The sequence below is a fragment of the Streptomyces sp. NPDC058274 genome (genome assembly GCF_042881375.1).
Lineage (GTDB): Bacteria > Actinomycetota > Actinomycetes > Streptomycetales > Streptomycetaceae > Streptomyces.
In genome coordinates this window covers 27,497-52,845 of record NZ_JBHVXW010000018.1, presented here as the reverse complement: position 1 = coordinate 52,845, position 25,349 = coordinate 27,497, and the positions used below count along the sequence as shown (strand labels likewise).

Below are 25,349 nucleotides of genomic sequence, written 5' to 3'. Positions count from 1 at the left end.
GTCCGCGGTGGACCGGGGCGGTTTCCGGGGCCGATTCCACGTGACCGCCAGGAATCCGCTCGAGCTAGAACACCACGGGCAGCGACTCGAGTCCTCGCATCAGGCGCGTATGCCGCCACTGGAGATCCTCGGCCGGTACGGCGAGCCGGAGCCGGCCGCAGCGGGTGAGGAGGGTGTCGAGAGCGATCCCGGCTTCCGCCCGGGCGAGGGGCGCGCCGAGGCATCGGTGGATGCCGTGGCCGAAGGCGAGGTGGTCCTTGGCCGCGCGGTCGAGGTCGAGTTGGCCGGGGTCGGGGAAGTGCGCCGGGTCGCGATTGGCGGCGCCGGGGGCGATGAGCACGGGGACGCCGGGCGGGATGTCGGTGCCACCGAGGGTGAGCGCCTCCGTGGTGTAGCGGAAGGTCGCGATGCCGACCGGGGAGTCGAAGCGCAGCAACTCGTCGAGGGCGGTGTCCATCAGTTGGGGATCTGCGCGCAACTGAGCGAGGAAATCCGGGTGTTGGAGCAGGGCGAGGGTCGCATTGCCGATGAAGTTCGTGGTGGTCTCGTGGCCGGCGACGAGCAGCAGGACGGCGAGCGAGACGAGTTCGGACTCGTCGAGTTCGTCCCGGCCGTCGCGGGCGGCGATCAGATCCGTCAGCAGACTGTGGTCCGGGACCCGACGCTTCGTCTCGACGAGGCCGGCCATGAACTCGGCGAGATCGTGCGAGGCGGCGTCGATCCGCGCCGGCTGCCCGGCCGCGAACAGGTCGTTCGACCATTGGCGCACGGCAGGCCGGTCGGCTTCCGGTACCCCGAGCATGTGGCAGATCACGGTGACGGGCAGGGGAACGGCGAGGTCCTCGACGAGATCGGCACGGCCCTCAGGCAGGAACGCGTCCACCAGCTCGGTGGTGACCCGTTGGATGTAGGGGCGAAGCCGGTCGACGGTGCCTCGCGTGAACGCCTGGGTCACCAGACGGCGGAGCCGGGCGTGTTGGGGCGGGTCGGTGGCCAGCATGGTCTGGGCGACGGCCGGGTGCAGGTTGCGCTGAGTGGGCTTGTCGGCGAAGAAGCGCGCGGTGTTCTTCGACAGGCGCGGATCGGCGAAGGCCGCGCGAGCCTCGGCGTAGCCGGTGATCAGATAGCTGTACGCACCGTTGCCGGTGGGGACCTTCTGTACGGGCGCGGAACTTCGCAGCTGGGCGTACGCCGGATAGGGATTGCGGTGGAACTCCGGTCCCTGGAGCGGGTTGCTCATACTCGTCCTCGTGCCGTTGGATGCGTCGCCTGGGGACACACGCTACGTCCCTGCGAAGGAGATCTCCTCGCCTACGCCGACCTCCTCGCCGGGTCGAGCGAACCGGTCGCGGAAGCCGAGCAGTTCAGCTCCGGCGGCTGTGAAGGCGTCAAATGCTGCTGTCTGTATGTGAGTTGACGCTTCGTCAAGCGGTGAGTGAGGTCGCGTGGCACCCTGGGCCGGTGGCCGGTGGGGCACGTTGCGAAGGTAAAGCAAGTCTCAGGTGTCTCACAGGGTTCGCTGATTCGCTGTGCTCACCATGTCTCACCCCCCACCTTTCTCGGAGGTCCGACCCATGGTCCGGAACCACTCCACGCCGTCCCGGCGCACCTTCCTCGGCGGTGCCGCCCTCGCCACGCTGACCGTGGCGGCCGGCGCCGGCTCGGCGAACGCCGCGTCCTCCAAGGCGACTTCGGCATGGCCGACCGAAATCCCGCTCCCGAACGGCTTCCTCTGCGAGGGGATCACCATCGGCAGAGAGCCGTACGCGTTCATGGGCTCGCGTGCCAACGGCGCCGTCTACCGGGCCGACCTGCGTACGGGCACGGGTTCGGTGATCTACGCGGGCGAGACCGGCACCGTGACCAACGGGCTGAAGCTGGACCACGACGGCCTGCTCTACCTGGCCGGAGCCGCGGGCGGGACCGCGAGAGTCGTCGACTCCCGGACGGGCAGCCTCGTCACCACGTACCAGTTGACCGCCCCGGACCAGTTCATCAACGACGTCGTGCTGCTCGGCGACCGGGCCTGGTTCACCGACTCCCGGGCTGCGGTGCTCTACGGCGTACCGCGCGGTGGCACAGGCGAGGTGCGCGTCCTGCCGCTCAGCGGCGACTGGGTGCAGACACCGAATGCGCTGAACGCCAACGGATTGGTCGGCACTCCCGACGGGCGGGACCTGATCGTCGTCAGCTCCGGCAAGCTCTACCGCGTGGCCCTGGCGACCGGTGTGGCAACCGGGATCGTGCTGGATGGCGCGGCCGACGTCTCCACCGGCGACGGTCTCGTCCGCATCGGCCGCACGCTGTACGTCGTACAGAACCGGCTGAACAAGGTCAGCGTGTTCACGCTCGACTCCGCGGTGACCACCGCCACCCTGAGCCGCACGATCACCGACCCGCGCTTCGACGTCCCCACCACCGGCGCGGTCTTCGGCAACCGCCTGTATCTCGTCAACGCCCGCTTCACCAGCCCCCAGACGCCCGACACGACGTTCAGCGCCAACGCCGTCACCCTCTGACGACCGCAGCGGTCGCCGTACGGGTGCGCTGGTCGACGTACGCATGAAGAGGCGGCATCCCCCCGCACGGGATGCCGCCACTTCATCGCGGGCCGTCCCGATCACCGCACCCCACGCCATGGCGCTCTCTCATCAGAGCCGAACCCGAGCCGGTCGGACCTGCTCGGCCCGTACGCTCCCGCTCGCTCAGTGGGCCGTCGCGATGAGGCGTCGCAGCGCGGCCTGGGCGGGTGGACCCCACGTGGCCTTGCCGCCGGGGCGGCCGTGGACGCCGGCGTCTCCGATGTGGATGCCGCCGAGGGCGCGCCACACCGCCCAGCCGCGAGCGCGACGCAGGGTCGCGGCGTCCGGGGTCGGCCGGTAGGTCGCGTGGAAGAGGTCCGCGGCGCCGTCCGGTAGCAGGATCCAGGCGGCGGCGAGGTCGCAGGCCGGGTCGCCGGCGAAGAGGTCGCCGAAGTCGATCACGCCGCAGAAGGTGCCGTTCGCGGTCAGGATGTTGGCTGGGTGCAGGTCGCCATGGAGCCAGAGTCTCGGGCCTGCCCATTCGGGTGCGGCGGCGGCGTCTTCCCAGACCGCGCGGACGGCGTCCGGATCGCGAATCAGTCCCCGTTCGGTGGCCGAGGAGAGCCCTTGGGCGAAGGGTTCAGCGGTGTCGGCCAGCGGGCCACCGCGGTCTCGGCCTGCGGGCGCCCCGTCGGGGGCGGGGCGGTGAAGGGCGGTCAGGAAGGCGGCCAAGGTGACGGCCGCCTCCGCGGCGCGCGTAGCGGGGGCGCGGTCGGCAGGCTCGCCCGGTACCCAGGTGGTGACGAGCCAGGGGCGCGGAAACCGCTCGGAGGGCTCACCGAGGCGCTGCGGAACGGGCACTTGAAGGGGAAGGCGCGGGGCGAGGGCGGGCAGCCAGGCGTGTTCCTTGCGCAGCAGCGCGTCCGCGGACTGCGTCGCCCAGGGCAACCGGACGGCGAGGTCGTCGCCGAGCCGCCACAGCTGGTTGTCCCAGCCACGCGCACCGAGCCGCAGCGGGCGGTCGGCCAGGTCGGGGTGCTGGTCGCGCAACAGATCCCGGATCAACTCGGCGGTGATCTCGATCTCGGTGTCGGGCATGCGACGCAACGATAGCGGCCGTGCCTGGAAGGGGTGCACGACGATCTCTCCCACGTGATCCCTGCGGGCGAGAGCACCCTCGCACCGCGCTCGCGGTCGAGCCGCATCAACGCGACGCCGACACCGCGGGACGCTCCCGAGCACCTTGACGGATCTTCCAGGCCGATCAGATCAGCTCCGTAAGTCCCCCCAAAAATGTGGACTTGCCAGTCCATTTTTCGCGTCGCACAGTGGCACCTGCGCCCGCGTGCCGGGAGTCGGGCGCCCGACCCGACGGAACAGTGATCCGAGCGGACACTCTTCCCCTGGACTTCGTAGCGCTCGATCACCACGTCCCGCCACTGCCGAGGCTTCCCACGAGTCGAGGCGGCCGAGGTACGGCTGCTGGCCCTCCAGGACCTGGTCCATTCGGGTGGGTCGGTGGCAGGGTCCGCGCACGCTTCTTCGTGGCAGTCGCGTGCGAGTGCTGCGGCGCGCTGGAACCAGTCGGCGATCTCGGCCGTTTCGCCGGGGGTCTGGCGCGTGAAGAGTCCGGCGACGCGCCGCAGCCGGCGTGTGCGGGGCACGCAAGCTGCTTCGGGTGCCGACTGACCGGCCGGCGCGGTGTCCCGCGGCCGACGAGCGCTTCCTCCCAGTCAGCCGTCCCGGCCCCGGAAGCGCCGTCTTCCGGCTGACGTGTCGTGCTGACGGATACCTCTCGCTTCCTGGCGGAGCCGCGCCCGGGGAGGTGGGGCCGGGGTCCGGCCTGGTGTCACTGGCTCTGGACGTGCTCCTGGATCTGCTCGGGGGTCAGGTAGGCGTTGGTGTACTCGAAGTCGCGGAGGGTGGCCGGTGTGCGGGTGAGGAAGCCGGTGCGGACGAAGTCGTCGCCGGCCACCGCGTTGAGGGCCCAGTTCGTGGCGACGCGGACCTTGGCGACGTTGGTGCGCAGTGCCGACCAGTGGTAGCCGCGCGCGGCGATCAGGGCGGGCAGGCCGCGCAGTTCGATACCGAGCGGCTTGGATACGGCGTCCAGGCCACCGAGGTCGACGACGAGCCCGAGGTCCTTGTGAACGTAGGGAGTCATCTGCTGTCCGCGCAGCGAGGCGATGACGTTGTCGGCGACGTGCTTGCCCTGGCGCATCGCGTGCTGGGCGGTGGGCGGGCAGACGGCGCCTTCCGTGTCCTTGGCCTCGTCGGGTACGGCGGCGGCGTCACCGAGGGCGAAGACGCCGTCGTGGCCGGGCAGGGACATCTCCGAGGTGACGGCCAGCCGACCCTTGACCGTCTCGGCGCCCAGCGTGCCGATGAGGGGGCTCGCCGCGACGCCGGCGGTCCAGATCAGTGTGTGGGTCGGGATCACCCGGCCGTCGGTGAAAGTGACCTCCTCGGCGCCAGCCTTCGCGATGGACACACCCAGCGAGACGTCGATGCCCCGCTTGCGCATGACCTCCAGAGCGCTGCGACCGAGCTTGTCGCCCAGCTCGGGCATCAGCTTCGGCGCGATGTCGATCAGATGCCACTTGATCAGCTTCGGGTCGAGCCGGGGGTAGCGCTTGACGGCGTTGTGCGTCAGGCGTTGCAGGCACGCGGCGGTTTCGGTACCGGCGTAACCGCCGCCCACCACCACGAACTGAAGCCGTGCCGCCCGCTCCGCCTCATCCTCACTGGCGTCGGCGATGTCGAGCTGCGAGATGACGTGGTCACGGATGTACGCGGCCTCCGCGAGCGTCTTCATGCCCCGGGCATGGTCGGCGAGGCCCGGGATGTCGAAGGTGCGGGTGATGCTGCCCGGTGCCAGCACAATGGAGTCGTAGCGTTCGTTGACGATCTCGCCGGAGATCTTGCGGACCACGCAGACCTTGGCCTTCAGGTCCACTCCGATGGCGCCGCCCGGGATGATGCGGGTGCGGTACTTGCGGCTGCGGCGCAGCGACACCGCGACCGACTGCGGGGTCAGGACGCCGGAGGCGACCTGTGGCAGCAGCGGCAGGTAGAGCTGGTAGGAGAAGGGCGTCACCAGCGCAAGATCGGCCTCGTCGGGCCTGAGTTTGCGCTCCAGGCGTCGTACGCACTCCACTCCCGCGAAGCCCGCTCCCACCACCAAGATCCTCGGTCGTGCCACGATGTCCATCCCTTCACAGGCTGCAGACTTTTCTGGCCCCCAGGTTCCCTCTGCCCCAGGGCCCGCGTCTCGCACATCTTTGATCCCACCGCGCGCCGGGCCGACGCGCCACCGGGCACGTGCCGGTGCCGTCGGCGGTGGTGGAGGGTGGCCGCGGGATCAGGATCTGTCGCGGGGCCGCCGACGCCTGTAGGGGCGCAGGCGGACGTCGTCTCCGGCTCGTACGACAGCGGGGTGGTGGGCCGCGACCGCGTGCGTTTCCCGCGACGGCCCCGCTACCTCGTTCGGAGGTATCGGGACCGTCGTGCGCCGCAGGCCGGCGGGTGGGATCAGGCGCCGTGACCGGCCGGGGGAGGGGGCTGACCTGGAGAAAGCCGCCGGCCCCGACCAGTCCGGCGATCACGGTCACCCGGGGAACACGGCCCTGCCCTCCTCCTCAGCGGTCCTTGGCCAGGGCGAGCAGCTCAGCGAAGAGCCCGCCGCCGTAGGCAAGCTCCTCGTACCGGCCCTGTTCGATGATGCGGCCGTCACGCATGACGAGGATCCGGTCTGCGAGACGGGTGTTCTCGAGCTGGTGCGTCACGACGATCGTCATGCGCTCGGCGGCGATGCGCTTGATCTCAAGAAAGATCTGGTGCTCGCCTCGCGGGTCCATCTGCGAGGTCGGCTCGTCCAGGATCAGCAGTGGGGTCTGCCGGTACAGGGCCCTGCCGCACACGAGTCGCTGCCACTGGCCTCCCGACAGTTCGGCGCCGCCGAAGAGTTCTTTGGCGAGCAGGGTGTCGAGCTGCCTGGGCAATTTCTCGATCGCCTTCCGCATGCCGACAGCGTCGACGGCTTCCCATACGGGCCCGTCGTCGAAGGTCTTGGGCTGCCCGAGGGTGATGTTCTCGCGGGCCCGCAGCGGCCAGCAGGCGAAGTTCTGCGGGACGAGGGCGGTACGGGACCACACGGACTCGGGGCGAGTGGCGGCCAGGTCGGTGCCGTCCCACAGGACACGGCCCTTGTCGGCGAGCAGGATGCCGGTGATGAGCTTGGCGAGGGTGGACTTGCCCGAGCCGTTCTCGCCCACGACGGCCAGGATCTCGCCCCGGCGCAGGGTGAGGGAGACCCCGTCGACGGCGGGCTCCTCCTTGCCGGGGTAGCGGTACGAGACCTCGTCGAGACGGATCTCCGCCACCTGCTCCGAGATGGTCTGCTCTCCGCGCTTGGGGGCGCGTTCGGCGGCCATGTCGAGGAAGGAACGCATATCGGCGAGGTACAGCGACGTGTGGAACATCGCGGCGCCGTGGATGACGAACTGCGAGAGCGCGGCCAGGGTGGTCTGGACGGCGACCACCGCGGTGGCCGCGACCGGCAGGGCGACGCGGCCGGTGGTGGCGAGCCACGCGAGCGTCGCCCAGGTACCGAGCAGGAACACCCCGCCCAGGGCGCTGGTCGCCAGGGCGATGCGCAGCATGCGGGGTGCGGCGGTGAGGGTGCGTTCGTCGATGCGATCGGACAGGGCCCGGTACCAGTAGACGAGGTAGCCGGTCATGCCGTTGGCACGGACCTCGTCGCCGTAACGGGAGTACGTCGCCCACCAGCGCATCATGGACCGCACGTTGCGGTCGCCGACGTTGGCGTAGTGGGTCTCGTAGTCGACGCGCGCGGACAGCACGGCCCCCAAGCCGGCCGGGAGGACGGCGAGCAGCAGCAGTGGGAGCATCATCCAGTGCAGCGCCGTGATGACACCGCTCGCGGCGATCATGCGCACGAGGGCGGCCATGAACCGCTGGGCGTCCTGCACCATCATCCGGGTGCGCGTCACGCCGACTTCGGCGGCCTCCTGCCGGTCGGAGAAGCCGTCCTCCCCGTACGCGGAGGCTTCGACGCGGCACACCGCGGACACCAGGGCGACGTCCGCCTCGGTCATCAGCAGCGGGGTGATGCGCCCGTCTGCGTAGGAGGACAGGGCGCTGCTGATCCGGCCGGCCGCCGCGGCCGCCGTGACGGTGACGAGAGCGGGCAGCGCGGCGTGCAGGCGTTCGGAGACCGGCCCGTATCCGAGGACGTGCGTCATGGCCTTCGCGGTGAAGGCGAGGACGGTGGCGGCTGCGGCTCCGGTAAGGAGCTGGCAGGCGAGCAGCAGCACGGCGGCGGGCCGGTCCACGGCCCAGGCCATCCGCGCGGTGTGCCCCAGGACTGCTGGAAGCCGGCCGCACATCGTCGAAAAGCCGGCCTCTGCCAGCGGATTCTTTCCGTGCTTCCCCGCGAAGCTGATGGTGGCCGGAGGTGGAGGGGGCGGTGTGGAATCTTCGGTCGAGGTGTCGGTCGCGGTCACCTGCATGCCTCCTCGGGAGTCGGCGCCGCACCTGGTTGGTCCGGCGGCGCCAGGCTCAACGAGACGGTGAGTGAATCGAACGCGCTCGATTCCGGACGAAGAGCCGGGGCGGAATCTCAAGGCGTCGGCCATGTGGTCGCCGTGCCGGGCGGCCTCCGCAGTGATGCGAGTTGGCCGAAACGCCGAGGCCTGTGACACAAGTGACGGATGAGGTGGCGGTTCGACGCGCTTCCAAGCGGCGGGCCCTTCTGCTTCCTCGCTCGGTTGAGATCCGGCTTCGCGGAGGGATGCGCGACGCTCATGTCGATGTGATCGTTCTCGCCGGTGGTGAGGGGTACGAAATGTGGTGCCCGGCGCCGGAACTGCGCACCGCCCCGACCAGGTCGCACCGCCTGGTTCCAGAGCGCTGAAACCATCGTGAAACCGGGCTGAATGCGCGCTCCCGCACGCTCTGCGGCATGACGACAACGACATCGCACTCACTCGCCATCGCGGCCAGGGGGTTGCGCAAGTCCTACGGTGACAAGACGGTCCTCGACGGCATCGACCTGGCGGTGCCGGCAGGAACGGTCTTCTCGCTGCTCGGTCCGAACGGCGCGGGCAAGACCACTGCCGTAAAGATCCTCTCGACCCTCATTTCCGCCGACGCCGGCGAACTGCACGTCGGTGGCCACGACTTGGCCGTCGATCCGCAGGCGGTGCGGGCCGCGATCGGCGTCACGGGGCAGTTCTCCGCCGTCGACGGGCTGATCACCGGCGAGGAGAACATGCTTCTGATGGCGGACCTGCACCACCTCTCCCGCAGTGAGGGCCGGCGCACCGCCGCCGAACTCCTGGAGCGCTTCGACCTGGTGGAGGCGGCGAAGAAGCCCGCCTCCACCTACTCCGGGGGCATGAAGCGCCGGCTCGACATCGCGATGACGCTGGTCGGCGACCCGCGGATCATCTTCCTCGACGAGCCGACCACCGGCCTCGACCCGCGCAGCCGCCACAACATGTGGGGGATCATCCGCGAGTTGGTCTCCGGCGGCGTCACGGTCTTCCTCACCACCCAGTACCTGGAGGAGGCAGACGAACTCGCCGACCGCATCGCGGTGTTGAGCGACGGGAGGATCGCCGCCGAGGGGAGCGCCGAAGAGCTGAAGCGGCTGGTCCCCGGTGGGCATGTGCGGCTGCGGTTCACCGACCCGGCCGCGTACCGGTCGGCGGCTGTCGCCCTGCGCGAGGTCACGGCGGACGACGAGTCGTTGTCCTTGCAGATTCCCAGCGACGGCAGCCAGCGCGAACTGCGCGCCATCCTCGACTGGCTGGACTCCGCCGATATCGAGGCGGACGAACTGACCGTGCACACCCCCGACCTCGACGACGTCTTCTTCGCCCTGACCGGCTCGACCAACGTCCCCAACCAGCCCAAGGAGACTGTCCGATGAGTGCCCTCTCCCTCGCCGTACGCGACTCGAACACGATGCTGCGCCGCAACCTCCTGCACGCGCGGCGCTACCCGTCCATGACCCTCAACCTGCTGCTCACACCCATCATGATGCTGCTGCTCTTCGTCTACATCTTCGGAGACGTGATGAGCGCGGGCATCGGTGGCGGCAGCGCCGACCGCTCCGACTACATCGCCTACATCGTCCCGGGCCTCCTGATGATGACCATCGGCAGTACCGTGATCGGGGCCGCGGTGTCCGTCTCCATGGACATGACCGAGGGCCTCATCGCCCGCTTCCGGACGATGGCGGTCTACCGCGGGTCGCTGCTCATCGGACACGTCGTCGGCAGCGTGCTGCAGGTCCTCGCCAGCCTGGTCCTCGTCGGTGCCGTCGGCGTTGCCATCGGCTTCCGCTCCGCGGACGCCACGGCCCTGGAATGGCTGGCCGCGTTCGGACTGCTCGCACTGTTCGCCCTCGCGCTCACCTGGATCGCGGTCGGGATGGGCATGGCCGGCCCCAACCCCGAGGCCGCCAGCAACATGGCCATGCCGCTGATCCTCCTGCCGCTCATCTCCAGCGCCTTCATCCCGGCCGACACGATGCCGGGATGGTTCCAGCCGATCGCCGAGTACCAGCCCTTCACCCCGGCCATCGAGACCCTGCGCGGCCTGCTGCTCGGCACCGAGATCGGCAACAACGGCTGGATCGCCCTCGCCTGGTGCATCGGCCTGACCGCGCTCGGCTACTACTGGTCGACCTCGCAGTTCAACCGCGACCCGAAGTAGCCGCCATGACAACGCGGGCCGCCTCCCGCAACTCGTCCCGCTCCAGGGCGGCGTACTCCGACACGGCGTCGGCGTACGCCGCCCTGTCGGCGTCCTCGGCCGCCTTGCGGGCGCGGTCCGCCGACATCGTCGGCTGATAGTCGCGCAGCACCCGCAGCCGTTCGGCCAGCGCGATCATCCGTACGGCACCGGCGTCGCCGGACGCGAGCCCCGCCATGCCAAGGGCGTGCAACACCGTCCCGAACACCGGGAGTTCCATGGGCAGGGACGGACCGGAGAGCAGGGTCCGCAGCCCCTGCCGCAGCTGGTCGACCTGCTGCGCGACCAGCTCGAGACGGTCGGCGTGCGCGTGTGCCGTCACCGCCGCGGACCGGAGCTCCAGCACCCACCGGTCGAGGAAGGGGTCGCCGCTGTGCGTCGAGCCGGCCTCGGGCATCCGCTCCACGGCGCCGCGCCACAAGCCGAGCCCCACCTCCGTCAGTCCGCGGGCCAGAGCGATTTCGGCGCGGCCGCCGAGGTCAGTGCCGTCTGCGTCGTCCTTCTGCCCGGTGCTGACGTCCTCCGCCTGCCGCAGCCAGTACTCGGCCTCGTCGGGGTCGCCGCGCTGCAGGCAGGCCAGGACGAGACCCCAGCGGACGCCGATGGAGTCGTGCTCGTCGCCGAGCCGCGCCAGCGCCCCGAGCGCCGCCTTGAGGTGCCCGTACGCGGCCTCGCCCCGCTCCGTCTGCAAGCACAGCTCGCTCAGCCGGGCGTGGCCCATGACCTGCAGGAACGGATTGTCGACCGGCGCCAGTACGGCGATGATCCGCCGAGCCGAGGCGAGCGCGCGGTCGATGTCGTGCTCGTACTCCCAGACGTAGGTGGCGACGCACTCGGCGACGCCGGCGAGCAGCGGCTGCTCGCTGTCGCAGAGCCCCCGCAGCACTTCGTAGTCGGGAGGCACCATCTCGGGGATCGCGCTCAGCACTACCGCGACGGCGCGCAGCAGCGTGTCCGGCGGGGCCGGTGGCAGCCGCCGCAGGGTGACGAGCTGGCGAACGACGTGCGGGCCGTAGCCCATGAACAGGGTCGTCGTGCACAACACCGCGGCGGCGCGGGCGACTTCGACGTATTCGGGCTCGGGGTAGTAGTGCGACAGCGGGGGGCCGGTGTCCGCGGCGAGTGCGGTGAGGCGGGGGTAGTGGGAGCCGGTCGACCACAGGGCGGCGAGGACGGCGGTGAGGGCGGCGATGGTGGGACCGTCCGTACGGGCCAGGGCGTGCCGCAGGGCCAGCACGAGGTTGTCCTGCTCGGCCCTGATCCGCTCCCAGGCGGTCCGCGGTTCCGAGCCGAAGAACCAGTCGTGGTGCGCGACCCCGAAGTCCCGTGCCCAGAGGAGGAACCGGCCGACGGCCTCCTCGTCCTCACCCGCTTCCGCGCGCCGGGCCGCGGTGAACTCCCGGACGGTCTCCAGCATCCTGAACCGCACGCCGGCCGGGGTGTCGGCGACGGTGATCAGCGACTGATCGGCCAACTGCTCCAGCACAAGCAGCGCATCCTCGCCCAGCACCTGCTCCGCCGCCTCGCCGGAGAAGCCGCCGGGGAACACGGACAGCGTGCGCAGCGCGGCCCTGGCGTCCTCGGCGAGCAGGTTCCAGCTCCAGTCCACGACCGCGTGCAGCGTGCGGTGGCGCTCCGGCGCGTCCCGCGCCCCGCCGCGCAGCAGCGCGAACCGGTCGCCGAGGCGGCGGGCGATCTCCGGCACCGAAAGGACCCGCACCCGCGCCGCGGCCAACTCCACGGCAAGCGGCAGCCCGTCGAGATGGCGGCACAGTTCGGCCACCGCGTCCGCCGGCAACTCCACGCCGGGCCGGGCGGCCCGGGCCCGTTGCGTGAACAGCTCGACCGAGGTGTCGAGACCGAGCTCCGGCAGCGCGTACACCGCCTCCGACGTGAGGCCCAGCGGAGCCCGGCTGGTGGCGAGCACCCGCAGGTCCTTCGAGGACGAGACCAGGGCCTGTACGAGGCCAGCGGCGCCCCGGATGACCTGTTCGCAGTTGTCCAGCACCAGCAGCGCGGGCCCGGAGCCGAGCACGCCGAGGATGCCGGGCACCGGGTCCGCCGGGGCGTGGCCGCTCCTGGCGCCGGGCCGCCCTTCGCCCGCGCCGAGCATGGAAGCCACCTCCGCGGCCACGTCCTCGTCCGCCGTGACGCCGGCGAGCGGCACGAAATACACGACGCGCTGTTCGGCCCGGCGGCTCACGGCGTGCGCGAGCCGGGTCTTGCCGAGACCGCCGGGACCGACGACGGTGACCGCGCGGGAGGCGGGCAGCAGCCGCTCCACCGCCGCGATGTCCTCGTCCCGTCCGAGCAGCGGATTCGGTTCATGCGGCACGCCATGCCTGACCACAGGCGCGTCACCGCGCAGCAGTTCCTGCTGTACGGCCGCGAGCCCGGCGCCAGGATCCGTGCCGAGAGTCTCGCGCAGCTCACGGCGGTACGCCTCGTACCGCGTCAGCGCTGCAGACGGGCCCGCCGTCGCCGCCTCGCCGCGCAGCAGCTCGGCGAGCACCTCCTCGTCGCGCGGATGCTCAGCGGCGGCCACCGCCAGCGGCCCGGCCGCCTCCGTGTGCCGCCCGAGCCGGGCGAGCGCGAGCGCCCGCGCGCGTACGAGTGCAGCGCGGACGGGGGCGCGCTCAGCTGCCAACGCGGCTACGGGGTCGCCGGTGACGCCGGTCTCGTCAGACGTGCCCTCCCACAGCGCGAGTCCAGCCTCGGCCGCGGCCAGCGACCCCGCGTGGTCCCCGGCCCGGGCCCGGTCCGCGCTCGCGGCAGCGTGCAGCAGCAGAGCGGAGCTGTCGACCTGATCCTCGGCGAGGTTGAGCCGGTATCCGGTCGGCGTGCTCGCGAGGACATCGGCCCCCAGCTGCGCCCGTGCCCGGGACACCAGGACCTGCACCGCCTTTCCCGGCCGCTCCGGCAACTCCTCCGGCCACAGCCCGGCCACCAGCCGCTCGACGCTGCACCCCGTGCGCAAGTCGCCCGCGAGCAGCGCGAGAAGACCGCGGAGCCGGGGCGCGGTGACCTCCTGCCCGCGATAGGCGACACGCGGGAGCAGGGTCAGGTCGGTGGTCATCCGTGCAGATTAGCCAAGTGCTGGTCCCGGTGGTCGGCGGAATCATCGTCGCTGCCAGCAGCGCGGCATGGGCTCTGGCGTGGGACGCTTTTACGTTCGTCGCCGGCGAAGGCACGCGGAGATCATCTCCCTGTCCCAGGCTGGGCTGCTTGTGTCAGGGTGCAGTCATGACTACGACGCCGGATGGACGCCCCATCCCGCCCCCGCATGCCGATGAGCGCGCGATGCTGGAAGCCTGGCTCGACTTTCACCGTGCCACTCTCGCCCTCAAGTGCTCGGACCTCGAAGACGATCAATTGCGTCTGGCGTCGGCGGCGCCCTCGTCGATGACGCTGCTGGGTCTCGTCCAGCATGTGGCGGAGGTTGAACGCAACTGGTTCCAGCGTGTGTTCGCAGGCCAGGATGTGCCCCCGGTCTTCGGGGAGGGCAATGCCGACGGTTTTGCCCTTCAGCCCGACCGAGGGCTCGACGAGGTGCTGGCGGTCTGGCAGGCGGAAATCACTCGAGGCCGTCAGCTCACCGCCGACGCATCACTGGAGGATTCTGGGCACCTGTCTGAACAGGAAGCCGGCCAGGCAGGCAGTGAAGGGGTTTCACTGCGCTGGATCATGGTCCACATGATCGAGGAATACGCGCGTCACAATGGGCATGCCGATGTGCTTCGAGAGAGCATTGACGGGGTCACAGGGGCGTGAGACGTGTCGACGCGGATGGGCGCCTGCGCGAACAGCCCGTCTCCCGGGCACCATTCCCGTCTCCCGGCGCCCGCTCGTGTGCTGGGCCAGGTCGAGACCGCGCGACGGTACGCCGCAAGTCGTGACCGCGGTTGCTGCTCCAGTACCCGCAGGGTCTCGGTGGCCGATGCGACGTCGCCGGCCTGGTTGCGGATCCGGTCCGCAGACCGCCGCCGTACGGCGGCGATGCGGGGCACCCGGCCGACGTATCCCATGGGCCGAGTGCGGCCGACAAGGGTTCAGTTCGCGAGGGTTTGCTCGACCTGGCCACGGTCCCAAGCGAATCCGTCCGGGTCGGTGAAGGGCCCGGCGTCGCTGCCGATCGCGAGCCGATGCGAGCCGGCGCCCTCCGGCGGTACGCCGGCGACCTTGGCCAGGCCGCGCTGCCCGTACAGGGACAGCTTGACGGGGCTCGACGAGGCGTCGAACTCCACGTACTTGCTGCCGAAGCTCTTCGCCACCGTGAGACCACGGTCGACATAGAACCGCTTGCTCGCGGCCATGTCCGAGACGCCCAGCAGCAGAACGATCTCGTCGATCTGTCGGCTGTCCGGGCCGGAGTCCTTCTTCGAGGAGGTGGCGATCTGCCAGATGGTTCCGTCCGGGGCCTGTACGACGCCGCCGTAGCCCCACAACGACTTCTTGGCGGGCTTCAGCGTGGTAGCACCGGCGTCGAGGGCGGAGCCGAAGAGACCATTGACGATCGACGGCTGGGACACCACGAGCGAGACCGTGAACCCGCGGAAGCCGGAGGTCGGTGCCGCTGAGGCCCGCAGGCGCACCTGTTTGCCCAGGCCGAAGGCGTCCGAGTAGAACTGCTCGGCGGCCGCCGGGTCGGCCACTTCAAGGGTGATGCAGTCGATGGAAGTCATGCCCTTCACGCTAGGCGACCTGCGGCGGCCGGCGCTTCTTGAATCCTGACCGGTGTTGTCGGCCGGTCCTCCGGTCCCGCGCTCAATCCTCCGTCGAGGCCAGGGGCGCCTGCCGGGCAAGGAACTCCTCGAACGCCGCCTTCTGCTTCGGATCCATGAAGCCTTGGCGGACCTCGCGGGCCTTCTCCTGGAGCCAGTGCGCCTCGTCGGGGTCCAGCAGTTCGGCGACCACCACGCCTTGGCGAACCACCGCCGTACGTCCTCCCGCGCGACGACGACAGAGGGTGAACGCGCCGAATTCCGCTGGGTGGGCCAGCCCCTGCTCCTCCGCCACGGCCCGGTTCTCCCCAGCGTCACTCGTCGGGTAGGCGGCGGGGGCCCAGTGCTCCCAGAGCGCCAGCGTTGCCGCGGGCACCAGCACCCTGCGTTCCGCCTCTGCGCGCCCCTCCCACATGAACGTGACAGTGACGGGCTCGCCGACCGCCTCGGCCGGCCCGAGCACCCTCTCCACCTCGTCGTTGATCGGGTAACCCACCACTACATCGATCTGAATGCCCATGGTTCCGGAGGCTACTGGCCGCCTCCGACATGCCGGCCCCGGAACCCACGTACGCCTTGGACGCTCGTTCGCACAGCGAGGCGAAGCCGGCGGACCTGCGCCGCGACGACTCCGCCCCGCCGCTGCCGGGATCAGCTCTTGGTGAACTTGTAGGTCATGCTGTCGGTCAGGACGCACGAGCCGGGGGATACGACGATCACGCGCAGAGTTCCGGTACGCCGGTCGTAGTCGATGCCCTCCGCCTCGAAGGTGCCCGTGCAACCGCTGCGCAGCGGGAGTTGACGCAGCGCCGTGACGTGGCCGGTCACGTTGGAGGTGCCGTTCGGCTCGGCCGACAGGTCGATCTGGAGCAGCGGCTTGGTGATGCCGAAGAGCGTGCCCGCCGGGTCGTCGGAGGAGCACAGCAGCTGCGTCGCGGTGACGAAGTCGCAGCCCTGTACGTCGCGTACGGCATGGTCGAGGGTGATGGTGGACGCCTGCGGAAGGTTCACGGAGGGGGAGGTGCTCGGGTTCACGCCGGGCGTCGGGAACACCAGGAATCTGTTCATGGTGCCGTACTCGCCGTTCACCATCCATGAGCCGCTCGGTGAGATGGTGACCCAGGAGTTGTTCAGTGCCTCTCCGGAGTTCAGCGTGTGGACGTACTCCGACCACGCGCCGCCCGGCGCCTGCACGCGGAACATCTTGGCGGTGCCGCCGTCGGCCTGGTACGGCTCGATGTAGTAGCCGTTGTAGGAGGCGTCCGGGTCGCCGACGTGGTTCCAGCCCCGGGAGTAGACGTCTATGGGGATCGTGCCGACGCCCGTGTAGCGGTTCGGGTTTCCGGCCGGTACCTCGACCGAGGTCAGGCCCTGGCTCTCGCTCAGCGGGTCCGCTCGGTCCGAGCCCACCTCGGTCCAGGTGTCGGCGGCAACGGCGGACGCGGTGGCGGAGACGCACAGGACGGCGGCCGTGGCGAGGGTGACGAGACCGGCCAATGCTGTGTGACAACGTTGTCTGGCGAGCATGCGCATGAGTGCTACTCCTAGGTGGGGGGCGCTTGTTCGGCGCACAGTCTGGCCTGCCACGAGGACCAAGTACAGCCGGATGTATGGACGCAGGCCGTCAACTCGCCATCCAGAACACGACAGTTGCCAGTACCGGTCGCCGTCCGGCAGGCGAAGACACCGCCTGCCCCTGTGTCCGGGGCGCCGCACCGAGTTCCGTACGCGCACGGGTGGAGTGGCTCCGTGGCATCCGGCCACGGAGCCACCGAAAAAACCCGTTGGCGGGTCACGGCGGCCGCTGCTACCTTTCCGGAGGCCGTGCGAGAGAACGAGGAGGTGGTACCCGTGAACGCAGTATCGACATGGGTGCTCCCCTCCGGGGTCACGGTCGGGCGATAGGTCGTCCGGGAGCGCCGCTCTGAGCCCTCCCGAAAGGCACGACCGTGCACTTCACTTCCGAACAACGCCTCGACGACGGCGTCCTCGAGCGCGAATTCACCCTCGGCGAGATCCCCGGCATCCTGTGGACGCCCGGATCCGCATCCGCACCGGCGCCGCTGATCCTTCTCGGCCACCCCGGCGGACTGCACAAGATGTACCCCCGACTGGCGGCCCGGGCCCGGCAAACCGCGGCGGAGGGCTTCGCCGCGGCCACCATCGAGCTCCCCGGAAGCGGTGACCGGCCCCGTTCCGCCGCCGCCGAGCAGGCCCGCGCCGACCTGCGCCGGGCATTGGAGGCCGGCGAGCCGGTCGACGACGAGATCGTGGACCGGCTCGTCCTCCCACTGGTCGAAAAGGCGGTTCCGGAGTGGCGGACCACCCTGGACGCCCTCCTTTCGCTGCCCGAGATCGGCGGCCCGGTCGGGTACTCGGGGGGAGTGATCGCCATCGGGACCCGGCTGGCGGTGGTCGAGCCGCGTATCTCGGCCGCCGTTCTGTTCGCCGGGAGTTTCGTCCCTCGCGCCCTGTTCGAGGAGGCCCGGCAGGTCACCATTCCGCTGCACGTCCTGCTGCAGTGGGACGACGAAGGAAACGACCGGCAGGCGGCCCTGGACCTGTTCGACGCCTTCGGCTCCAAGGAGAAGACGCTGCACGCGAATATGGGCGGGCACACCGGCGTCCCGCAGTTCGCGGGGGACGCCGCGGCCCAGTTCTTCACCCGGCATCTGAGCTAGCCGCCGACCACCCCCGCCGTCAGGCCGGCAGCAGACGGTAGGCGCTGTCGGCCAGGATGCCGCTCATCGAGGACGGGCCCCGGCCCTCCTCGATGACGGCGTCCGGCAGATGCAACCGCCGTCTGTGCCCGCCTGGCCCGGCAGTTCCGACCGCGTCCTGCCTACTGCTTGCGCAACAGCGCGCAGACGAGGTTCTCCTCCACGGTCCGCAGCCGCTCGAGCAGTTCCGGCTTGTTGGTCTTGTTGATCTGGGTGGTGAGGGAGACGGTCAGCGACCGTTTGCCGTCCGGGGTGGCTGCGATCAGCTGCGTGTAACCGGGGAAGTTGCCCGTGTGGCCGTACACCACGCCGCAGCGGGTGGTGTACCGGAAGATGGCCAGCCCGGCCTTGTTCTTGCCGGGACCGGCGGGTTCGGATGCGCCGTTCACCCAGGCTAGTTGCTGTTGGCGTGTCCGGTCGGAGATCAGCTTTCCGCCGGCGTAGCCGCGGATGAAGGCCGTCATGTCCTTCGGCGTCGAGATGATCCCGCCCGATGCCCATACGCCCGACGCACTCAGTACCTCGCTGATGTCCTCGGGCGGGTTCGGCGGGGTGACGTCGTAGCCGTGCATGTACGGCTCGGGCATCCGGTATCCCTGCGGCAGGCTGGTGCTGCGCAGATCCAACGGGCGGTACACGAGCTGGGCGAGCAGGTCTTCGTAGCGGCTGCCTGTCACGGCTTCCGCCATCAGTGCCACGGCGATGTTGTCGGAGTTGGAGTAGGCGTACCGGGACCCCGGACGGAACAGCAACGGCTCGTCGGCCACGAAGTCCAGCAGTCGGCGGGAGTCGAAGTGGCGGCGCGGGTTCTCGGTCACCAGGGCCAGGAACTCCGGGTCCGCGGAGAAGTCCGGCAGCCCGCTGGTGTGGTTCAGGAGCTGCCGCAGCGTGACCCGATGCCATGCACGCGGCAGCTGGGGAAGCACCTTGCCGATGGTGTCGTTCAGACGCAGCTTCCCGCGGTCGACGAGCTGGAGGGAGACCGCGCCGCTGTACGCCTTGGCCGTACTGGCGATGCGCATGTGGTCGGTGATCTCGATCGGACGGCCGGTGCCGGTCTCGGCGACACCGGCCCGGTAGACCTCGGTGCGGGACCCGCGTTTGAGCACGGCGATCGCTCCGGGCGGTCCGCCGGGCGCGGTGGTCAGTTCCTGCAGCTGCCGCCGCAGTGCGCGGTTGTCGTCGGCGGGGACATCGGCGGCTTGGGCCGGGGCATGCACCAGCCCGCCCATGCAGGCAGCGGCCAGCAGAGCGACAAGGGGCAGGCGGACCTGCGGAGAGCTGGGAACTCGCACGGAAGGACTCCTGAACGTGAGCGCGGTGGGAGGCTCAGCTTCACCCGTCGGTCAGGAACCCGCGCGCGGCTCTGCTCCAACCAGCCGAGAGCGGTACGCGGGCGACGCCGAGGCCCGCGCGGAGCTTCGCGTCCCCGAAGCCGCACCCGCGACTTCACTGCCCCTGCCGCCCCGACCACCCACGTAAGCCGCGGACTCGGTGCCCCGGCACCGTCCCTGTGCAGTAGCGGCGCCGAGAACGGCGCCTGACGTGCATCTGGGCTCCTCGGCATGGCCGGCACCAAACTGGTTCGGCCGCCACCGACAGCATCCGCAGCATGCAGCCGTCCACCGTCAGTGCCGGGATCTGCGACCCAGGCCGCTGGTCAAGTCTGATGGCTGCAGATGGCACCCGGCCGCAGCCGTTCGGAACAGGGCCGGAACCGTTGTCAGTGCCGGATGACACCATCCCGCCATGAGTGATGAGTCTTTCGACTGGCACGAGTTCCTGGGACGGTGGCAGGAGGAGTGGGTTCCGCGTGCGGACGAGGACGGCGCGCAAGCCCTCGTCCGCCCGGGCAGGCCGGGGGCGGACGAGGCCGCGATCGCCGCGGCCGAGGAGCGGCTGAGCCGTCGGCTGCCGCCCTCGTACCGGGAATTCCTGGCCGTGAGCGACGGGTGGCACGTGGACCAGACGGCCGGCGTCTACCAACTCGGCGGCGCCGCGGAAATCGGCTGGTTCCAGGATCCGTTCGACATGACCCCGCTGTACGAGGAGAACCTGGGCGACAACCCGCGCGAGGAGGACATCCTGCTGGCCGGGATGTGGCAACGGGCGTTACAGCTGGAGACGGACTCCGACATGTCGAACGCGCTGCTCGATCCGGGCGACAGTGACCAGGACGGCGAGTGGGCGCTCTACCTCTACAAGGGCTGGGGCGGCGAACTGCCTGAGCGTTACCCGTCGTTTCGCGCGTACATGGAGGCCATGTACCGCAGCTTCCACTCCGACCGGGTGGAGCGGCCCGACTTCGTCAATGCGACGACGCGCGCCCAGGATGCCCAGGTGGAGGACGCCCGCCTGCTGGCCCTGCGCGGACGGTACGGCGAGGCCTTGCCCCTGCTCGAGGAAGCGCTGTCCTTCGGACGGCCACGGAGCGCCGTCCTCCTCAACCAGCTCCGGCATCTGCTGGCTCCCGGCAGCTCCCGGGATTACGGCAACCTGGTGGCCGACCCGGACTACCTGCCCGAGCTTCTGCCGGTGCACGCCATCGCGCCGGCACGCGGCGAATGGCGGCTGGGCGGGGATGACCACTGGATCGGGATGATGACCGCGCGCGGGGCCGCCCGGGAGACCCTCGAAGCCGTACTGAACACGATGCGGGACGGCACCTACCACTACACGCCTCCCGGTCCGTGGGGCCGGGCCGTCGCCGAGGCCCGGGAATCTGCCCGCTGGGGGGAGACCGACGCCGCGTGGCGGGTGCTGCGGGACGCTCTCCCGCTGTGGGAGGCTCCGGGGCCCTTGCTGATCGCCCCGATCGGCCTGCTCGCCGATCCGGTCCTGGGTCCGTTGATCACCCCGGAGCGCGGGCGGGAAATCCTCGCGACACCACGGGCAGGGGAGCGGGGTCCCGTTCCCGAGCCGGCGCCCGACCTCGACCCGCCGGGACTCGCCTGGTTGGCGGAGCCTGCGGCGAGCCGACGGCCGTTCGAGGGATACCGCTGTGTCTGGGTGGAGGGGACCGATCCCGACCGACTGCCCGCCCTGATCGGGGAGGAAGGCGCCGGCCTGAGCTCGCCCACGGATCAGCGCAGAGCGTTCTTGAGGACACCCCGGCCTCGCGAGCGGGAGGGCGTGGAACTCTGGGAGGACCGGGCCCTGGTCGCCGTCGGGCGTACCACCGAAGGGTGGGTCTTCGCCTTCGACGGCTACCCCCACTACCTGAACAAGCTGTTCCTGTCTCCCGCTCCGGCCGCCTCCTCGTCCGGCCGCGCGGTCGTGGTGTGGCGCGAGCCGAGGCGTTCGCCTCCGGGTGACCACCCGGCCGCATTCCACCTGTCGGTGGCCGAACAGAACGAGGAGCTCTACGCGTTCACCGTGCGGGGTACGGAGATCCAGCGCTCCGGCGCGATACCCGAGGCGCTGGACCCCGCACGGCTGTTCCACCCACAGGACACCGAACTGGACAACGAGCTGCGTGTGCTGGAGGCCCTGCACACCGAGCTCGGGCTCTCGCTCCCGCGCTTCGCGCTGACCCAAGGCGGGCTCCGCACCTTCACCACCCGGTCCTGGACCCGGGAGCCACGCGAGGGCGAGGGATTCGCCTACATCACCTTCGTGCGGCACCGGCCCTGAACGGGTGCGGGCCCGCACCTCATTGGAAGGCGGGCCCGATCATAGAGCCGGTTTCGCCGCCACACGACAGGGCGAGAGGCGAGATCCACTGTCCGGGGGCCCGCCTCCCTATGCTGCGGCCCTCGAAGGGCAGGACCGATTGTCTTCGATTGGCTCGTCGAGATCTTCAGGTGTCGGGCCCCGAGCGCCTGCGCGGACGTCTCTTCCGTGGGCCTGTCCGCTGCGGAGGCGCGACGCCGGTGAGATGGCGACCAAGTTGCCTTACCTCGGACGGAGCCTCCGTCCGTCATCTCAGCCGAACCGCAGGATGCGCGGGGCGAAGGTGCCCTCGGGACCGTCGGCGCGGCCGACCGACCACACGGCCGTCGTGCCCGGCACCGGCGCCAGCCGCAGCACCGAGGAATCGCCCTCCCCGGACACCGCCGGTTCGCTGTACTCGGCGAACGACTGCCCGTTCCAGGAAAGGAAATCCGGCCCGGGGACAAGCGGCGGAGTGCTGCCCGGCGGGCCCCACCTCTGCGAGCGGGCCACCGAGACCCAGGCCAGCTCGCCGGACGTGGTGGGCACCAGTGAGCTGACCGAGCCGAAGTCGGTGGGCACGTTCACCCGCCCCCACTCCTGCCCGTCCCAGCGGACCAGCAGCGGCGGAATCGGCCGGCCCGGTGGGCCGCCGACGAACCCGGCCGTGCCGCCCGCCCACACCTCCGTCGGCGAGATGGCCAGCACACTGCTCACGGCCGACCGCGGAAACCCGTCCACGACTGTCTGTTGCCATGCCTGCCCGTTCCAGTGCGACACGGCCGCACCGGAGTCGGTGGCGCCCGCGGCCCAGACGTCGTTCGCCGCCAGGATGTGCAGGCCGTACACGGCACCCGGCGGCACCGGCACGTCCCGCCAGCCGGCCTCGTCCCAGCGCAGCAGTACCTGCGTGCCGGCGCGCGAACCGATCAGCCAGGTCTCACCGCCGCCGGCGACGACTTTCGTCAGCACGACACCGCTCGGCGGTCGGCTCTCGCGCCAGCTGATGCCGTCGTAGCGGAGCAGGTGGGCGCCGCCCGCGGAGTCGCGGCCGACCGACCAGACCGCGGTCGGTGACGTCGCGGCGATGGACAGCAGCTCTCCCTGCCAGCCGATGCCGGGCAGACTCTGGCGCTGCCACGCGGTTCCGTCCCAGCGCAGCACCAGCGGGAAGCCCGGCGCCTCGCGACCGACGGCGTCGGCACCCACCGCCCACGCCCGGTCCGGCCCGAACGCCACGGCCTCATTCAGCCCGACCTGTGGGCGTACCTGTGCCGGGACCGGAACGTGCAGCCAGGACCGGGTTTCGGCCGCGGCCGAGCCCATGATCGTCATGATGGTCATGGCGACAACGAGGACCGCGATGAGAAGTCGGCGTGTCATGGTCGGCCTCCCAGCCGTTCGCTCATCAGGTTGGGTTTCGAGCCGTAGATCTCGGCGGTCCCGAAGGACAGCAGTGAGGACCCGGCCTTCGCCAGCGCACGCGGTTTGACGTCGATCGCATTCGTGCGCTCCGGGCCGTAGGCAAAGGTGGTGCGGGAGCCGTCCACCCGCGCGTACTTCGACTGGAACGCGCGGTCACTGCGTACCGGCAGCCACAGCGCGCCGTCCGGGCCGCGCACCATGGCCTCGGTGGAGGTGTCGCCCAGCGGTGGGTAGGTGGTGCGCCAGGCGGGACCCTTGCGGGTCATGAGGTAGGTGCGGGCCACTCCGTCGGTGTACTGGCTGCCGCCGATCGTGACCCGGCCGGACGGTTCGAGCACGACCGTATGCACATTGCCGTTCGGCGGCAGCGGCACCTGCGCGTCCTGCCACTTCCTGCCGTTCCAGCGCAGGATGGCCGTCCCGTACGAGACCTCCCACTGCGCGAAGGCCGCAGAGCGTATGGCGCTCAACTACCCGTGAACAGACGGCATTCGGCCGATCGCGGCTTCTTCCGGAGACTCGGGTGGTGGGGGATACCTGGCTCCGCTGTTGAACTGACGGGCTCAGCTGTTGAACTGACGTGCTCAGCTGTTGAACTGACGGGCTCAAAGGTTGAAGAACAAGCTCAGAGTTTCGTGTAGGTGAAGCCGAGTTTGTCGATCTCGTTGCCGGAGCGTCCGTGGAAGCCGGCGATCTGCCAGCCGGAGGGGGCGGTGCGGGTCACGCAGTCGGAGGTGGTGGATCCGCCGGCCAGGGTGTTGCCCAGGTTGGTGGTGAACTTGGCGTAGAAGATCCGGGTGTGGCCGTCGTTCGTGCCCTGGCACAGCTGGGCGGACGTGACGTACTCCGTGCTGCCCAGGGACAGGGACGACGCCGTGCCGCCGGTTCCGCCGTGGGCGAGGACCGTCCCGTTGCCGAGTGTCAGGCCGACGGCGTCGATGCGGGAGCCACTGCGCAGTGAGAGGCCGGTAGGGCGTGCGCCTGCCGGTATGGCATCGATGTCGGTGTAGTGGTCGCCGTGGGGTCCGCCGAACTGATCGCTGAGCTGGAAGTCCGGATTGCGCGACCAGGTGAAGCCGACCGTGATCGGGTCGTGGTCGGAGAGCATGAGTCCGTCATCTGTGAGGAATTTGGCGTGCTCGTTGTTGTACGACGTCGCGTTGAGCGTCACCAGCTTGCTGCTGCGGTAGAGGACCTTGTCCACGACCTCACAGGTGTTGGGCACGGTGGTCCCTGTCTCGTCGCACACCAGCGCCTCGCTGCCCTTGGCGGGCGGAGTACCGCCGCGGATGAGCTCGACCCAGGCGTCGGTAAGCCCGTTGGCAGCACCGAACTCGGCGATCGTGTCGCCGGAACGGGTGTAGCGGGTGTTGGTGTCACCCATGACGACGACCGCGTTGCCCGCGGAGTGGGACTGAATGAACGAGGTCAGCTGGCTGAGGTTGTCCGCGCGGGACGCCTCGTCGCCGTCGTTGGTACCGGCGTTGGTGTGCAGGTTGTAGAAGTCGACAAAGACGCCTTCCGCCAGCCGTTCGCGCATGAAGGCGAAGCCCTTGGGCGTCAGGCAGTCGCCCGAGTCGTACTGGCAGGAGTTCCAGTGCACACGCTCGAAGTCGTCGGTGTCGTAGGGGAGTTTGGACAGGGTGTTGAGTCCGCTGCCGACGGCGGCACCACCACTGGTGGGGGTGCGGTAGGCGTGCGCGATGTCGCCGGCGTAGAGGTGGGCGTGGTAGTTGAAGTCCTCCTCGACGTTGACGATGTCGTAGGGCGCGATGCGCCGGCCAATGGCCCTCGTGCTGGACTCGCGGGGTGTGGACGCGCTGGAGAGGATCTCCGGCAGGCCCGCCACGTTGTAGGTCAGGGTGCTGAAGGACCCGGAGGCCGCATCCGCGGCGGCAGCCGGGAACGCGCTCACGACGAACCCGCCGCAGGTGATGGCCACGGCTGCGAGGCACGCGAGGGCACGGCGCATAGACGGAACTCCTGTGAAGTGGGGTAGGGCAGCGAGAACTTACCGCCGGTAACCCACTTCTGACCCTGGCCTGAGCCAGGGAGATCGAAACTTGACCGCGTGGTCCAGGCCAGGGGTTGGGTGCCGCGCCCATGGGACCATGATCTCGATACGGAAGATTCCTCGGCGGCGTGCCGATCGGTGGGCCCCCGTTCGACGCTTGGATAAAGACGCAATCCGCAAAGCGGAATCTGGACAGGCTTCGGCTCTGTGATCAACAAGTGCTGTCCATTCATTGAGCAGCGGTTCGGGTTGCCGACTGCTGACCTTCAAAGCGTGGTGTCGTAGAGGCCGACCTCTCGTGCATGAGGTGTGCGCAAGGGGCGGGCTGACTGACCGACGAACGGCGTGCTTTCCGCGAGCAGTTGCGGTTGGAGGCGGCCGAGCGGTTCCGGCAGGGCGACGAGAACACGGTCATCGCTCACGACCTGCGGGTCAGCGTCCGGTCGGTACGCGTTGGCGCAAGGCTTGGTCGCAGGACGGCCCGTCCGACGCGGCCTCCGCCAACTCCAGTACC

Annotated in this window: 17 protein-coding genes and 1 pseudogene; 6 read left to right on the top strand and 12 right to left on the bottom strand. The window is 70.1% G+C overall.

Annotated features, from left to right (window positions below; genetic code table 11):
* Positions 1-64: 64 nt before the first annotated feature.
* Positions 65-1,240: a cytochrome P450 gene (locus ACFVYF_RS28800; RefSeq protein ID WP_389459976.1), complete on the bottom strand. Its 1,176-nt coding sequence runs from the start codon at positions 1,238-1,240 to the stop codon at positions 65-67.
* A gap of 334 nt (positions 1,241-1,574) precedes the next feature.
* On the opposite strand from ACFVYF_RS28800, the gene ACFVYF_RS28795 reads away from it, so the two are divergent.
* Complete coding sequence (locus ACFVYF_RS28795) at positions 1,575-2,519, top strand: SMP-30/gluconolactonase/LRE family protein (RefSeq protein ID WP_389459975.1); 945 nt, start codon at positions 1,575-1,577, stop codon at positions 2,517-2,519.
* 186 nt (positions 2,520-2,705) lie between these two features.
* Here the strand turns inward: ACFVYF_RS28795 and ACFVYF_RS28790 are convergent, their stop codons facing one another.
* The 3 genes from ACFVYF_RS28790 to ACFVYF_RS28780 form a co-directional block, all read right to left on the bottom strand.
* Positions 2,706-3,620 (bottom strand): aminoglycoside phosphotransferase family protein, encoded by a 915-nt coding sequence (locus tag ACFVYF_RS28790; protein WP_389459973.1) that lies wholly within the window; start codon positions 3,618-3,620, stop codon positions 2,706-2,708.
* Positions 3,621-4,371: 751 nt separating this feature from the next.
* Positions 4,372-5,733, bottom strand: a complete 1,362-nt coding sequence (locus ACFVYF_RS28785; protein WP_389459971.1) for an NAD(P)/FAD-dependent oxidoreductase — start codon at positions 5,731-5,733, stop codon at positions 4,372-4,374.
* A 427-nt stretch (positions 5,734-6,160) separates the two neighbouring features.
* Positions 6,161-8,047, bottom strand: coding sequence for an ATP-binding cassette domain-containing protein (locus ACFVYF_RS28780; RefSeq protein WP_389459970.1), 1,887 nt, complete (start codon positions 8,045-8,047; stop codon positions 6,161-6,163).
* A gap of 458 nt (positions 8,048-8,505) precedes the next feature.
* On the opposite strand from ACFVYF_RS28780, the gene ACFVYF_RS28775 reads away from it, so the two are divergent.
* The gene (locus tag ACFVYF_RS28775) at positions 8,506-9,477 is read left to right on the top strand and encodes an ATP-binding cassette domain-containing protein (RefSeq protein WP_389459968.1); all 972 of its coding nucleotides are present in this window, start codon (positions 8,506-8,508) and stop codon (positions 9,475-9,477) included.
* Complete coding sequence (locus tag ACFVYF_RS28770) at positions 9,474-10,265, top strand: ABC transporter permease (RefSeq protein WP_389459966.1); 792 nt, start codon at positions 9,474-9,476, stop codon at positions 10,263-10,265. The genes ACFVYF_RS28775 and ACFVYF_RS28770 overlap by 4 nt, the downstream gene beginning before the upstream one ends.
* On the opposite strand, the gene ACFVYF_RS28765 is transcribed toward ACFVYF_RS28770, so the two are convergent.
* A complete protein-coding gene (locus tag ACFVYF_RS28765; protein ID WP_389459964.1) occupies positions 10,246-13,380 on the bottom strand; it encodes an ATP-binding protein in 3,135 nt (1,044 codons plus the stop codon). The genes ACFVYF_RS28770 and ACFVYF_RS28765 overlap by 20 nt on opposite strands.
* Positions 13,381-13,547: 167 nt before the next feature.
* Between ACFVYF_RS28765 and ACFVYF_RS28760 the strand changes: the two genes are divergently transcribed.
* Positions 13,548-14,075 carry a DinB family protein gene (locus tag ACFVYF_RS28760; RefSeq protein ID WP_389459962.1) on the top strand — a complete coding sequence of 176 codons (528 nt, stop codon included), beginning with the start codon at positions 13,548-13,550 and terminating at the stop codon, positions 14,073-14,075.
* A 278-nt stretch (positions 14,076-14,353) separates the two neighbouring features.
* On the opposite strand, the gene ACFVYF_RS28755 is transcribed toward ACFVYF_RS28760, so the two are convergent.
* The 3 genes from ACFVYF_RS28755 to ACFVYF_RS28745 form a co-directional block, all read right to left on the bottom strand.
* Positions 14,354-14,986 carry a glyoxalase gene (locus ACFVYF_RS28755; RefSeq protein WP_389459961.1) on the bottom strand — a complete coding sequence of 211 codons (633 nt, stop codon included), beginning with the start codon at positions 14,984-14,986 and terminating at the stop codon, positions 14,354-14,356.
* Between the two features lie 82 nt (positions 14,987-15,068).
* Positions 15,069-15,545, bottom strand: coding sequence for a hypothetical protein (locus ACFVYF_RS28750; RefSeq protein ID WP_389459959.1), 477 nt, complete (start codon positions 15,543-15,545; stop codon positions 15,069-15,071).
* 131 nt (positions 15,546-15,676) lie between these two features.
* The gene (locus ACFVYF_RS28745) at positions 15,677-16,558 is read right to left on the bottom strand and encodes a hypothetical protein (protein WP_389459958.1); all 882 of its coding nucleotides are present in this window, start codon (positions 16,556-16,558) and stop codon (positions 15,677-15,679) included.
* A 416-nt stretch (positions 16,559-16,974) separates the two neighbouring features.
* On the opposite strand from ACFVYF_RS28745, the gene ACFVYF_RS28740 reads away from it, so the two are divergent.
* On the top strand, positions 16,975-17,706 hold the full coding sequence (locus ACFVYF_RS28740; RefSeq protein ID WP_389459956.1) for a dienelactone hydrolase family protein: 732 nt from the start codon (positions 16,975-16,977) through the stop codon (positions 17,704-17,706).
* Positions 17,707-17,867: 161 nt separating this feature from the next.
* Here the strand turns inward: ACFVYF_RS28740 and ACFVYF_RS28735 are convergent, their stop codons facing one another.
* Complete coding sequence (locus ACFVYF_RS28735) at positions 17,868-18,977, bottom strand: serine hydrolase domain-containing protein (RefSeq protein ID WP_389460189.1); 1,110 nt, start codon at positions 18,975-18,977, stop codon at positions 17,868-17,870.
* Positions 18,978-19,494: 517 nt separating this feature from the next.
* Between ACFVYF_RS28735 and ACFVYF_RS28730 the strand changes: the two genes are divergently transcribed.
* Complete coding sequence (locus ACFVYF_RS28730; protein WP_389459954.1) at positions 19,495-21,378, top strand: SMI1/KNR4 family protein; 1,884 nt, start codon at positions 19,495-19,497, stop codon at positions 21,376-21,378.
* Between the two features lie 291 nt (positions 21,379-21,669).
* On the opposite strand, the gene ACFVYF_RS28725 is transcribed toward ACFVYF_RS28730, so the two are convergent.
* The 3 genes and pseudogenes from ACFVYF_RS28725 to ACFVYF_RS28715 form a co-directional block, all read right to left on the bottom strand.
* Positions 21,670-22,779, bottom strand: a complete 1,110-nt coding sequence (locus tag ACFVYF_RS28725; RefSeq protein ID WP_389459953.1) for a hypothetical protein — start codon at positions 22,777-22,779, stop codon at positions 21,670-21,672.
* Positions 22,776-23,249: pseudogene (locus ACFVYF_RS28720) on the bottom strand (hypothetical protein); the annotation flags it as partial. The gene ACFVYF_RS28725 and the pseudogene ACFVYF_RS28720, both read right to left, overlap by 4 nt.
* Positions 23,250-23,446: 197 nt before the next feature.
* Positions 23,447-24,793 carry a jacalin-like lectin gene (locus tag ACFVYF_RS28715; RefSeq protein ID WP_389459951.1) on the bottom strand — a complete coding sequence of 449 codons (1,347 nt, stop codon included), beginning with the start codon at positions 24,791-24,793 and terminating at the stop codon, positions 23,447-23,449.
* Positions 24,794-25,349: the final 556 nt, after the last annotated feature.